At 61.7% G+C, this 12,128-nt stretch carries 11 protein-coding genes and 1 pseudogene; 9 read left to right on the top strand and 3 right to left on the bottom strand.

What is annotated here, in order from left to right:
- Window positions 1-35: 35 nt before the first annotated feature.
- On the top strand, window positions 36-1,250 hold the full coding sequence (locus IE272_RS10885; protein WP_190006731.1) for an NAD(P)/FAD-dependent oxidoreductase: 1,215 nt from the start codon (window positions 36-38) through the stop codon (window positions 1,248-1,250).
- Window positions 1,251-1,841: 591 nt separating this feature from the next.
- Here IE272_RS10885 and IE272_RS10880 read toward each other — a convergent pair.
- Window positions 1,842-2,234, bottom strand: a complete 393-nt coding sequence (locus tag IE272_RS10880; protein ID WP_190006730.1) for a hypothetical protein — start codon at window positions 2,232-2,234, stop codon at window positions 1,842-1,844.
- A 73-nt stretch (window positions 2,235-2,307) separates the two neighbouring features.
- On the opposite strand from IE272_RS10880, the pseudogene IE272_RS10875 reads away from it, so the two are divergent.
- Window positions 2,308-2,670, top strand: a pseudogene (locus tag IE272_RS10875) (GNAT family N-acetyltransferase); the annotation flags it as partial.
- A gap of 764 nt (window positions 2,671-3,434) precedes the next feature.
- Complete coding sequence (locus IE272_RS10870; RefSeq protein WP_190006729.1) at window positions 3,435-3,665, top strand: hypothetical protein; 231 nt, start codon at window positions 3,435-3,437, stop codon at window positions 3,663-3,665.
- Between the two features lie 1,188 nt (window positions 3,666-4,853).
- On the opposite strand, the gene IE272_RS10865 is transcribed toward IE272_RS10870, so the two are convergent.
- Window positions 4,854-5,609 carry a GntR family transcriptional regulator gene (locus IE272_RS10865; RefSeq protein ID WP_190006728.1) on the bottom strand — a complete coding sequence of 252 codons (756 nt, stop codon included), beginning with the start codon at window positions 5,607-5,609 and terminating at the stop codon, window positions 4,854-4,856.
- Between the two features lie 78 nt (window positions 5,610-5,687).
- Between IE272_RS10865 and IE272_RS38650 the strand changes: the two genes are divergently transcribed.
- The 4 genes from IE272_RS38650 to IE272_RS10850 all read left to right on the top strand — a co-directional run bounded on the left by IE272_RS38650 (window position 5,688) and on the right by IE272_RS10850 (window position 7,759).
- Window positions 5,688-5,966: a hypothetical protein gene (locus tag IE272_RS38650; protein ID WP_229897263.1), complete on the top strand. Its 279-nt coding sequence runs from the start codon at window positions 5,688-5,690 to the stop codon at window positions 5,964-5,966.
- 526 nt (window positions 5,967-6,492) lie between these two features.
- On the top strand, window positions 6,493-6,717 hold the full coding sequence (locus IE272_RS10860; RefSeq protein ID WP_190006727.1) for a hypothetical protein: 225 nt from the start codon (window positions 6,493-6,495) through the stop codon (window positions 6,715-6,717).
- Window positions 6,714-7,457, top strand: coding sequence for a GntR family transcriptional regulator (locus IE272_RS10855; RefSeq protein WP_190006726.1), 744 nt, complete (start codon window positions 6,714-6,716; stop codon window positions 7,455-7,457). The genes IE272_RS10860 and IE272_RS10855 overlap by 4 nt, the downstream gene beginning before the upstream one ends.
- On the top strand, window positions 7,454-7,759 hold the full coding sequence (locus tag IE272_RS10850; protein WP_190006725.1) for a hypothetical protein: 306 nt from the start codon (window positions 7,454-7,456) through the stop codon (window positions 7,757-7,759). The genes IE272_RS10855 and IE272_RS10850 overlap by 4 nt, the downstream gene beginning before the upstream one ends.
- 160 nt (window positions 7,760-7,919) lie before the next feature.
- Here the strand turns inward: IE272_RS10850 and IE272_RS10845 are convergent, their stop codons facing one another.
- On the bottom strand, window positions 7,920-9,260 hold the full coding sequence (locus tag IE272_RS10845; RefSeq protein ID WP_190006724.1) for a site-specific DNA-methyltransferase: 1,341 nt from the start codon (window positions 9,258-9,260) through the stop codon (window positions 7,920-7,922).
- 290 nt (window positions 9,261-9,550) lie between these two features.
- Between IE272_RS10845 and IE272_RS10840 the strand changes: the two genes are divergently transcribed.
- Both IE272_RS10840 and IE272_RS10835 read left to right on the top strand, forming a co-directional pair.
- Complete coding sequence (locus IE272_RS10840) at window positions 9,551-11,518, top strand: ATP-binding protein (protein ID WP_190006723.1); 1,968 nt, start codon at window positions 9,551-9,553, stop codon at window positions 11,516-11,518.
- Window positions 11,515-12,114, top strand: coding sequence for a hypothetical protein (locus IE272_RS10835; protein WP_190006722.1), 600 nt, complete (start codon window positions 11,515-11,517; stop codon window positions 12,112-12,114). The genes IE272_RS10840 and IE272_RS10835 overlap by 4 nt, the downstream gene beginning before the upstream one ends.
- The last annotated feature ends 14 nt before the right edge of the window (window positions 12,115-12,128 follow it).

The following is a 12,128-nucleotide window of genomic DNA, read 5'->3' as shown; positions in this document are numbered from 1 at the left end:
AAGGGGCGAAACCGCGCGAGACAGGAGTGCAGGACATGCAGCAGAACATCCAGCAGCACCGCGTCATCGTCATCGGAGCCGGCTACACCGGAGCGAGTGCCGCCGGACGCCTCGCCAGGCGGCTGCGGCGTGAGGATGTCTCCATCACCCTCGTCAACGCCGAAGCGGACTTCGTCGAGCGCGTCCGGATGCACCAGCTCGCGGTGGGCCAGGACCTCCGCCCCCGGCCCTTCGACGAGATGTTCGCCGGCACGGGCGTCCGGCTGCGCCTCGGGAAGGTCACGGGCATCGACGTCGACGGCCGCACGGTGTCCGTCACCGCCCCGGAAGGAACCGGCGGGCCGGAGGCCTTGTCGTACGACACCCTCGTGTACGCCCTCGGCAGCGCCTGGAGCACCCACGCCGTCCCCGGCGCCGCCGAACACGCCCACGACATCGCCGGCCGCCCCGGCGCACTGCGCCTGCGCGAGCGTCTGGCCGCCGTCGCCCCCGGCACGCCCGTGGTCGTCGTCGGCGGCGGCCTCACCGGCGTGGAGGCCGCGACGGAGCTGGCCGAGACCCGCCCGGACCTGGACGTGGCCCTGGTCGCCCGGGGAGCACTGGGCGACTGGCTCTCCCCCAAGGGCGCCAGGCACCTGCGGAAGGTCTTCACCGACCTGCGGATCACCGCCCACGAACACGCCGACGTCACCGCCGTGCACGCCGACCGGGTCACCACCACGGAGGGCGACGTCCCGGCCGCGATCACGGTCTGGACGACGGGCTTCGCGGTCCACCCGATCGCCCGGGCCACGACCCTGGAGACCGGCGACACCGGCCAGATCGTGGTCGACGCCACCATGCGCTCGACCTCGCACCCGGACGTGTACGCCATCGGCGACGCGGCCCTGGTCGCCGGCCCCGGCGGCAAGCCGCTGCGCATGTCGTGCGCCTCGGGCATCCCCACCGCCTGGCAGGCGGCCGACGCCATCGCGGCCCGCCTCACCGGCACCAAGCTCCCGACCACCGCACCCCGCTACTTCAACCAGTGCGTCTCCCTGGGCCGCAAGGAGGGCCTGATCCAGTACGTCACCGCCGACGACCGAGCCGTCAGCGCAGCCCTGACCGGCCGCGTGGCCGCCCTCTACAAGGAACTGGTCTGCAAGGGCGCGGCCTGGGGCGTCGCCAACCCGACGATGGGCCTGCCGACCCGCCGCCGCCGAGTGACGACGGAGCCGGCCCGGATGAAGGTAGCGGCCGAGGCCGCCTAGAAACTGCTGACGGCAACGCGAGAGGCCCCCGGGATTCCTCCTGGGGGCCTCTGGCCTGCTGTGCGATCGGCAGGATTCGAACCCGCAACCTTCTGATCCGTAGCTCCAGCCGGATCGGCCAGCTACGGCCACACCTACGCCGACTTGGTGGTCCCGGCACTCCGGCGACGCATCCCGCGGTAGATCACCCAGAGGCTGACCAGAACAAGCACCGCTCCACCGATGGGCCAACCCACGGAGGCACCATCGCGATAGTCCCTGACGCCAATGGCGAGAAGGAGAACGGACAGGGGCAGTCCTGCCCAGTCGAGGGCCCTGTTCAATCTGTCGGGTATCGAAGGCTGGTTCACAGCTCGATCCTGGCAGACCCGTATGACCTCCACCAGACGCGAGCTCGCTGCGGGGGCAAGAGTTCATGTCGCAGCCTCACCCTTATCAGGTCGGTCACGACAGGCAGTCGACGTCGGCCAACCAGCTCTGCGCCTCGGCCAACGGTCCACTGAGGTTCGGCGTCGATCGCTGCTGTTCGCGCTTGTTGGTGTCAGTCGCTGATGACAGTCACACCACGCAGGCTTGACAGCGCATGCGGCTCTACTCCTCGGCGCTGAGAACCACGTCGGCAGCTCGCGCGTACCCCTTCGGGCTATCCACCGCGACCCGCACTCGCCAGCGTTGCGGTCCCCCGATGTACTTGACGAACCGGCTCTCTCCCATCACGTCACCGATCACGAAGCGCCTGTCTGCCAAGTAGAGGGACCCATCAAACACTGTGGTGAATGATGGGTCAGCGGCGATGTCCTCACCGTAGTCCTGGAACAGCCGCACCTTGATCAGAGCCGTCTGTGGCTGTACGCGGACGATGACGTGAGTGTCGGTGGACGCAGCGGGAGCGCCGCCCAGCTTCAGGTCAGTGCTGATCCAGTCGGGAGACCCCAAGGCCATGACCGGATGGTTGACGTACAAGTCCACTCCCGCTATCTGCACGGGTCCCCCTCTGTCAGCTCAGCTCTGCTGACATACTCGCGTACCCCGGCGTCTGACCCACTTGGTGGTCCGGATGGGAGCTCCCACGACGCTCGCCACGCTCCGGCCCGTACCGACCGCGCCGATCGTGTCGACTCTTGGCCCCGTCCATCCCGATGCCCTGTCCGTCGACATCTTCGAGGACATCCTGCGAGCGGCCGTCACCAGGGACTTCCTGCCCTACGACAAGGACAGGCGGTGGGGCGGCGAGAAGGACGAGACTGTCCTCCGCGAAGACGTGGTGCACCAGCCCGAAAACACCCTCATCCCCACCCTGACCCGGCGTGGACGCGGCACCGTCAAGGTCTTCACCTACGGGCACCGCGACAGCGTCGTGGACGAAGCCGCCGAACTAGCCGCAAAACTCGCCGTCGTGCACGGCGCAGACAACGCCAGAGGCCCCCAGGATTTCTCCTGGGGGCCTCTGACCTGCTGTGCACTCGGCAGGATTCGAACCTGCAACCTTCTGATCCGTAGCTCTAGCCGGATCGGTCAGTGACGGCCATACCGGCCGTTAGGAGGGTCCGGAGAGACGGTGACGGGCGGGGGCAGTTGCTGTGGTTGCGGTACTCCGCTGCTGTACAGCAGCCCCAGCTACAGGTCGCCCATGCGGATGCACGTCACCCTGGGTATCGCGCGATCGTGGCCAGCGGATCAGACACCGCAAGAATGTCCACACCTCGTCAAGACCAGCTACCCTCCGCTCCGCCGGGCAGGCTCCCGGCACCGCCGCCCTTCGCCCCTATGCCTCCGGCCCGCGCTACGGGCGCTGCACCTGCGCCCGCCCACGTGATTGGGGCAGGGCTCGAAGCGGGCGAGCGCACGGCTCAACTCGCCGTCAATGACGATGCCGACGACGGACGGGATTGAAGCGGGAGAGAGTGAAGCTGCGGGTGGGTCGCTTCCCTGGCAGCCACTGTGTTACGAAACCACCAGAGAACCTGCACGACTCCGTTGGGCGCCCCAGTACCTCGTTGACCTGCATAAACTTCATACTGAAGCCACCCTGACGGAAGGTGTGGTACTTTGTATCTGCGCGGCCACCAGTATGGCCGCAGCAACTCAACCCGCCTCCCCGGCGGGTTTTTTGTTTGCCCTCAGAAGCCCCCAGCGTATGCCTAGCTGGGGGCTTCTGCCGTTTCTAGTCCCTAAGGAGGCCCCGTGCTTGACGTGGTTCAGGCCGAAGGTTGGTCGAGTATCGCTTACGGAATGGTGCTCGTCGCCGGGTTGACAGCACTAGCTCTGGTAATTTTCGGCGTGGTTGCCTGGAAAGTGGTTAGCCGGGCTCGCAACGAGGACCTCGTGAAGGTGCTCGAAGCTACCGGCCTGGCGCTTTCCAGCCTGCTACGCAGGGGGTCAACCAAGCCGCGCATGAAGCGAGGGGGACGGTGAAGCGAAAGCGAGTCACGTCACATCGAGACCCAACGTCGCGCTACGCCGGAGAGGATGCCCTAGGAGCGGCGTTCCAGAAACTTCCAATCCAGGATCAGGAAATCCTTACCGCGTACCTTTACGGCGTTTCCTGGAGAGCGCTCGATCGAGCAACGTTCGGAAATGGCGAGTCCCGCTGGAGCCTTGACGCAATCGTCTCGTCCTCGTTGCAGCAGATTCGCGGAGCCGAAGCCTTTGAGGCACTCCTCGAAGAACTGAGATCAGAGCACGGGCCCAAATACTCAAAGCCACTTCATGAAGTGGCGAAAAGAATGGGCCTCACAGGGCTATCTCAGTGCAACACCTGCTCCGAGACAATAAGAGATTTTGCTGCCACCGGGCGGCCCCGGATGTACTGCTCTAACGCATGCAAGCAGGCCGCTTATCGCGCAAGGAAGCTCACGGCCGAAAACCAAGAGACGCTTTCGAAAAGACAAAGACGCGCAGGGGCCAGTTTCCCCATGCGAGACCCTTGGGCCGCTCCGGAGGAAATTTCACACGACCCACGAATACATCCATGGGATCCTGAAGATAAATGGTACTCCGACAATATTCGCGTTCGGTGGGATAACTACTGGCATCCGTGGGGCAGGGCCGAAGGGTTAGGTAGATGCCCCCCGTTGGTAGCACTCAACGTCATGTGCGCGCAAATGATCGAACAAATTGAGAGTCAAGATTGGATGCCCACGCCCCACGACCTTCAGTACGCGCACGCTCTGGTAGACGCCACATCAAACATCGACACACTGTCAGTCGAGGCTCTAAATTCTGCCCATTCCAGCGATGAAGCAAGAACTACCACTATCGGCAGACTTTACAGGCCACTATGGCGCATTGCGGCTTGGCCATCCGATTTCGACGCCAGTCAAGTGCGCGAATCCATTCAACTACTGAAAGATCTTCTCCATTCCGTGACCAGTCGATAGCGAGGGCTCGCAAGCATAAATCACCAGTTCCTGGCAACCTCGTGCTTGCAGCCGACGAATGATCGCCGCTGTGCTGTCTCTAGGCCGTCCGAGGTTGCTAGAAGCGCCCGAGGCGTCGGGGGCCTCTGCCATGCCTGCTCCCCGCCGGACACCGCTGTTCCCTCTGGTTTCCCGCTCCGTCGGGCACGCGGGGGGCACGGCTTGGGCTGCCGGGGGCTGCTCGTCAGCGGTTGATCGGGATCTCGTAGACGATCTCGCAGTGCGCTGCGGGCACCACGATGTCCGCTGTCTCCACGGGACGGCCCTCGTCGCTGTAGTACGTCCGCCGGATGTGCGTCACGAGTGCGGCTTTCTGGATGCCGAGTAGTGATGCTTCCTCGGCGGTCGCGTGCCGGGGTTCGGGCTGCTCGACCGCGTGGCTGATGGTGACTCCGATCGCGGCCATGCGGTTTACGACCCCGGCCCCCGCGTGGGGCCCTCCCTCGGGGAGAACGACGAGGGTTCCGCCGGTGACGGCGTACGGCTCCCAACTCGTCGACAGCTGGACCGGCTTCCCGTCCGCCAGGAACTCGTACGTCGTCCGCACGCACAGCTCCCCCTGAGCGATGCCGAGCCGCGTCGCGATCTCCGCCGGGGCCGGCACCTTGGCGTCGGTCCGGCTCTCCCAGTCGCTCTGTCGGCGAAGGGCCTTCATGTCCTGGCGGAACGGGGATCCACTGGGCTGCTCACGTGCCGACGACCGGACGACTCTCACGCGCTCTCGGGGCTCGGCGACGTAGGTCCCCGATCCGGCCCGGCCTTCCAGCACGCCTTGGGAGATCAGCAACTCCTGTGCCCTGCGCACCACGTTCTCGCCCACGCCGCACTCCTGGCCGATCTGGGCGCGGGATGGGAGGCGGTCGCCCGGTTCCCAGACGTGCTCCGCGATGCGCTGCCGGAGTTCGTCGGCGAGGCGGAGGTACGGCGGTTGCTCAGACATATGGAAAATCTAGTCCACTAGCTCTAATCTAGTTAACTAGCTTCACTGAAAGTGATCGCTGGCAACGGAGGGTGCGCTGTGTCCGCTTCGGGAAACACCGCGGCGGCTATCGCCGTCCGCTTGTCCGCCGCTGGCCTCCGGCCGCGCGTGGAGGAGCACACCCGGTTCACGACGGTCGAGGCAGAAGTACCGGACACACTCTCCGCCGACTCATGGCGGGAGGTCCTGGACGCGGTGGCCGATGCCGATCGATTCGGGCTCGTGGCCACCAGCTTGAACGGCTGCACCTTATGGGCGGTCGTACGTAAAACGGTCCCCACGACAGGCGACGTCGGGGGACCGGGCTATCAGCGATAGGAGCTGAACAGCATGCTCAACCGTATCCGCCAAGCCATCTCGCGCACCAGAGCGCGGTGCTTTCCCAACGGTCGGCACCGCCGCGCGTTAACGCCTTCCCGGCCGCCGGCCTCTCTCACCTGCCCTGAGCCCGCTGACGCTTCGACCGTCGCCCTTGGACGGACTCCGGTGGGCACGGTCCATCGTTACCCGCTGAGGGGAGAGGACGTCGCGCTCGTCCGTCCGTACCTGCTGGCGTGGGAAGAGCAGCGCGCACGGACGCGCACAGTCCTCGTCGCCCCGCACCTGCCGACCGATGCCTGGTCGGCCCTCGGGGGGGCCCACTGATGCCTCCTTGCCGACAACCGGACCCGACGGGTACGACTTCAGTCCCCTATCGCTCGATCGCCTGCTGGATCGGGACGCACCACTCCTGCATCGAGCCGTCTCCGCCTACGACGACGGACGACGTGCCGGTGATCTACGAGGTGTGCATCTGCCCGTGCCATTCGACCCCGGACCCGTCCGTACCCGTGAAGGTGATGGCATGAGGGTCCCAGCCCCCGGCGGTGCACTGGTCTCTTCCGTCGAGGTCACCGCGGCCACCGTGCAGCGCGGCGACATCATCGAACTCGGCGGTCAGGCCTGCCGAGTGAGTGACCTCTTCCAGCTTCCCCAGGGGGCCAAGCAACTGGTCTTCGAGTCGGGCGAACTGATGGCCATACACGCCCGTACCCGGCTCATCGCCCTACGACTGCTGAGAAGGCGGTGACCGGCTTCGTGCCTCGACGCCATCACGACATCGCCGACGATCTACGCCACCAGATCACGACGGGCAGCATCAAGCCTGGCGAACGCCTCCCGTCCGAAGCCGGCCTGGCCGCTCGGTACAGGGTCAGCACGGTGACCCTGCGACGCGCTCTCGCTGTACTCCAGGGCGAAGGACTCGTCGAGAAGATCCACGGCAAGGGGAACTACGTCCGTCATCCGCGCCGCAAGATCATGTACGTCGGCGGCTGGGGCACGCTGGACCCCTGGACTGCCGCTGAGCCCACGTTGCGCATTACGGTTCGCAACACCACGGTTCCGGCCTCCGTGCAGCTAACGACGTTGCTGAAGGTGCCAACGGGCAGCCCTCTCGCCGAGTTCACCTGTCTCAGCCTCGAACAAGGGTCGCCGCACGGATTGGCCCGCATCTACATCCCGCGCGACCTGGCCCCGGCCGGAGTCCTCGACGACGACTCCGTGTGCCGGGAGGCAGTCACGCGATTCGCCGTCCTAGGCCCGTCGCCGGCCACCATCCGAGAGACGGTCTCCGCCCGTTCTCCCACTCCGGACGAAGCGTCGGCCCTCCGCATCGGAAACAACATGGCCGTTCTCGCGATCACGCGCATCGCCACCGACGCCACCGGACGCGTCGTTGAAGCCGCGCTCCTGGCCTTTCCGGGAGACCGAGTCGACGCCGTCTTCACCGCCCACCACGTGCTCAACGAGAGGCCAAACCAAGGATGACAACACCGAACGAACTTCGGCTCCTCCCGTGGTCAGGCCCGGGTGACAAGCCCTGCTACCTGAGCACTGACGACCCGGACGGCTACATGTCCCGCCTCGCGGACAGCATCGAAGCGATCCAACTCGGCACGGCAAAGGAACTGTTGGAGGAGGCGTCGGAAGTTCTCGACACCCAGGACACGTCCCTTCAAGGGATGCGGAGTCTGGTCAAAGAGCTGACGGGGGCTCTGGGGGACGTCTACCGCGTCGCAATGAGCCGCGGCCACCTCCTGGCAACGAGCGCTCCGCGCGAGTCCAACTAATGATCTAAGATCCCGCCGACCAGCACGGCAAGAGAAGCCCGTGGCTCTGACCTGATCAGATGCCATGGGCTTCTGGATTTTCTGGCCGTCTTTCGTAGACGCTGGACTGCCTGAGGACCGCTTCGGCTCTCAAACCCTTTGGCGCGGCGGGACCCTCGCACTAGACGGGCTCAAGAATGACGACACTTTCACGTAGAAGGTCCCCAGTGCGGCGCTTGAGGTGCCTTGCGACACGGAGGTCCGCTACTCGCCAGCCAACCAACTCTGCCAACGAACCCATAAGAATATCGGCAGCGATGACAAAGGAATCTTCCCCCGCACCGTGGGCCGAGTTTCCAACGACGAACGCTAGTTTACCGTTTTCCGCCATCACGTGCCTACAAGATTCCAGGGTAGTAAGCATGTCATCGGCGTAACCCCTTATGAGCTCAATCCGGCCCGCCTTATACCTGTCCTCGGGTACCGCTTGCAAGATCGGACGAATTGTTCTTTCGATCGCGTCTGCATTTGAAGAGTTCTCAAATGCGTACTGCCTATTGAAGCGGACGCTGGGGTGGCTTCGAACGGTTAGGAGTCTCTGCGCCCGCATATCCTCGGCGCTCTCGTAACAACCAAGGATCCAGGCTTCAGTCTTGTATACTTCGGTGTAGTCAATATTATTGGGGTACGGAGGCGAAAAAACAATCCAGTCGTATTTTTCCGAACCGCCCTCGCTAGCAGTGTACCTACCTCGCCCATCTCCCAGAGAAATGTTTGCGATTGAGTTCGTGGGCTCCGTAATGGACAGGTCTTGCAGGATAATTGCTGCGCGCTCGGAGAATACTTCCCAAGCGGGGCGAGGACGTCGCGATGGCTCATAGCGTAGAGCCCGACCGTCCCTCCGCAGACGTCCACAGGATTCGACGCTGGATGCTAGGGCAGCGCGAAGAATGGTACGAATAGGGCCCTCGACTACTGAATCGATTGCGCTGCGAATCGCAATAAGATCTTCTACGTTTTCTTTTGGAAAGTACTCATTATTTTGCAGCGTTGACTGCTGTGGCACTTCACACTTACCTGCCCCTGGTGCGCGAAAGTGTCGAGCTACCTCATCAAGTGCGGATTCGAATTCCGGCGTAAGGCTCCAGCCGTACACGCGTCCTTGGAGCTTGGCCTGCGATAGTTCCCAAATGAATGGGTTTCGCTCGATTCCTGCAAAAGATACGGACGCGCCGGTGGTAGTGGCCAGGTCCAGAGCGCTTAGCGCCGTAGTGCCGCTCCCTGAAAACGGATCGAAAACAGAAAAGCGTTCTCCACCGCAATAGTCGGCATCCGTGAAAAGTTGCGCAAGAAGTCGCGAGGAGTAGGCTTCCTTCAAATGAAACCATCGATGAAATGGGAGCTGCGAATTTCCCGTAGGAATCACTAGCTTCCCGTACTGTGCTTCTTGCTGCGTCACTTGCCAGGGCTTTTGTAGTGCCCGGTAGTGACTGATCAGCGCTTCGCCGCTGGGTTTAGTCACTGCCGCTCCTTATTGTCTACGCGGACTCGATTCCCCTGCGCAGGCAAAGATGTGCCGGAGGCTATGCAGCGGCTTACCGCGATAATCCGCGAGATCCTATCACAGTGGAGCTTCGACGATGGGGCGCTCTACGCAGGCTCTAGCGGGCATCGCGCCCAGCTCAGCCGGCCCGGTTGACCTGCGGGGCAGGGGCCCGGCAGCACTTGATGCAGCGGCATCCTAGCGCGCGAGGGGCTCACCAGTTACGATCACCTCCCTGACGGTTAGTCACTCTAGCGAAGGTGAACGTCGTGGGCCAAGGCACTGAGCGAGTGCGTCTACCGCTGGTCAAGCGCATGACGATTTCCCATTTCTCCTTGTACAGGAATCGCTCGGAGAACGTCGTTTCGTTCGACAAGCGAGTCTTCTGTTTGGCTGGAGCGAACGGACTTGGGAAGTCCACCTTCTTGGCTATCTTGAACTATTCCATCACCGGAGCTGTGGCGCAGCCAGATGTGAAGGTGCTCTCTCTGCCTGAGTACTTTAAAAAGTCGAAAACGTATGCCCTCGACTATTTTACGGGGCGTGTAACGGACGACGATCGAGAAATTGCCGAAGTAACTGTCGAGTTCAGTCTCGGTGAGTACTCCTATGTAGTTACTCGCGGGATGTTCTATCCGACAGAGCTCAGATCTCTTTCAATCACTGGGCCTGACGTCAACGTCCAGCGGGAGGCCGGGCTTGAGGACTCCGTGGCTGGCCAGGAAATGCACGAGGAGTATGTATCTCACATCCTGAAGCACACGGGACTCGCCCAGTTTGAGCAACTCGTCTATTTGCAGCACTTTCTCGTTACCTTTGATGAACGCAGGCACCTTCTTTTCTGGGATCCTGAGGTGGCGCGATTCGCCCTGTTCCTCGTTTTCGGGATGGACACGGCTCGTGCGGACAAAGTCGGGGATTGGCAGCGCAAGGCTGATCGTTTGGAATCACAAGCCAGGAACGCGCAGTACCAGGCCACATCAGCAAGGTCACAAATTCGGGACCTTCTTACCCGAGCTGGAGGTGAAGTTGACGTTGACACTGATCTGGAAGGGGAACATAGGGGACTGAGCGCGGAACGCGACGAGGCTGCTGCCCGAGTTGAAGAAAAGATTGCTCAAGAAAAGGACCAACGCCTGCAGGTCGGCATTGCGGCAGCCGAGCACCATGCTCTGACGATCGAATACAATCGAGCCTTTTCTGACCGTTCCGCAAATCATGCTGGTGCAGCTGAGAGCTCCGTCATTCTACGGCTACTTCATGAGCGGCACTGCGGTGTCTGCGGCACTGAGGACGTGGCTTCAGTTGACGAAGTCGCTGGACTCATCGATCAAGGCGTCTGCCCCCTCTGTCGAACACCTAGTTCTGATTCAGGTGAATCGGATGATTTCAGTATTCTGCGGGAGCTGGATGTTCAGCTGCAAGGCAGCAACGATCAACTTTTGAACGCACAGAAGGCCCTAGACCGTGCTACGCGAGAGCTTGAAGAAGCCCGTCAAGATCTAAGTGACGTTTCGAAAAAGCTTCAGGACTTTGAGAAAATTCATTCGGAATGGCTGCTAGATCAATCCTCTCGCTCGGGAGTCTCGAAAGTCGTACAGCAGCTCGAGGCTGAGCGCCTGAATGCGATCGATCGGCGTGATGACTTTAGGCGCAAACGAGATGAGTTCTATGCGCTGATAGAGCCGGTCAAGCAGGAGCTTGCGGAGCGCTATGCCGAGGCGGAGATCGACTTCCTTCCTCGTTTCCAGACTCTTGCTCGGGCTTTCCTCGGCCTTGATTTGCATTGCGAATTGGACAAAAAGGCAAGAGGTCCCGAATTGGTTGTGACTATTAACAACCAGAAGAGACGAGAGCAGAACCAGTTGTCTGAGAGTCAGCGCTATTTCATCGACATAGCTCTTCGAATGGCGCTGACGGAGTACATGATCGGTCCGGGCGGATCCGCCAGTCTTCTCATTGATACACCAGAGGGCTCGCTGGATATTGCGTACGAGGCCCGCGCTGGAGAGATGTTCGGCGAGTTTGTGGCGCGTGGCAATCGAATCATTATGACTGCGAACCTCAACTCTAACCGTCTTGTGCTGGAGTTGGCGAATGTCTGCCGTCGAGATCTCATGCACGTTGAACGAATGACGAACTGGTCTGTGCTCAGCGAAGTGCAGGCACAGTCAGAGAATCTCTTCGACAAGTCCTACGAAGATATCCAGGTGAGCTTGGATGGGATGCTGCTGTGAAGGATGCAACACCGGAAGCATCCTTTGATGCTTTGTTTGTCATCAGTCGTGTATCCAATGAAGAAAGACTAATCTCCGCCCTAGAGATTCAGGTTTTCGTTTACCTGGCATGTCTTTTGGGGCTGTACGACAAGCGACCAGTATCGAAGTGGGGCTACAGCTTCCTATCGACACCATCGGCCAAACTCTTTAGTGTTGATGTAATCAATGCTATTGATTTTCTCGCTGGGAAGGGGCTGATTTCATCGGATGGAGATACGTGCCGAATCGCCGAGGCTGGTAAGCGCGAGTTGGCGCTTTGGTCAGACCTCAGTCGCTTCTCAGATCGGATTCCATACTTGGATGGAGCAACAGGTGCCTCTACGGCAATGCCCATTGCGACTGTCCAAGAGGGGGTGAGTCTGGAACCTCACCTTTCACGCGTGACGAAGCTCAACGTTTCTCGTGATCTTCTTGAGGATTCTGGGCTAGTTCAGGTATATGCACAGTTCGGCGCCCTAGAGAAGGCCCTAGGTAACCCCGTGCCGGATTACATGGTTCCAGCCGTGGTGTGGCTGAGTTTTCTGTTGGAACAGTCGGCCGGCACAGAAGGTTAGTTGGAGGGGGGACC

This window comes from Streptomyces anulatus (assembly GCF_014650675.1).
Taxonomy (GTDB): domain Bacteria; phylum Actinomycetota; class Actinomycetes; order Streptomycetales; family Streptomycetaceae; genus Streptomyces; species Streptomyces anulatus.
This window is presented reverse-complemented; position numbering and strand designations above follow the sequence as displayed.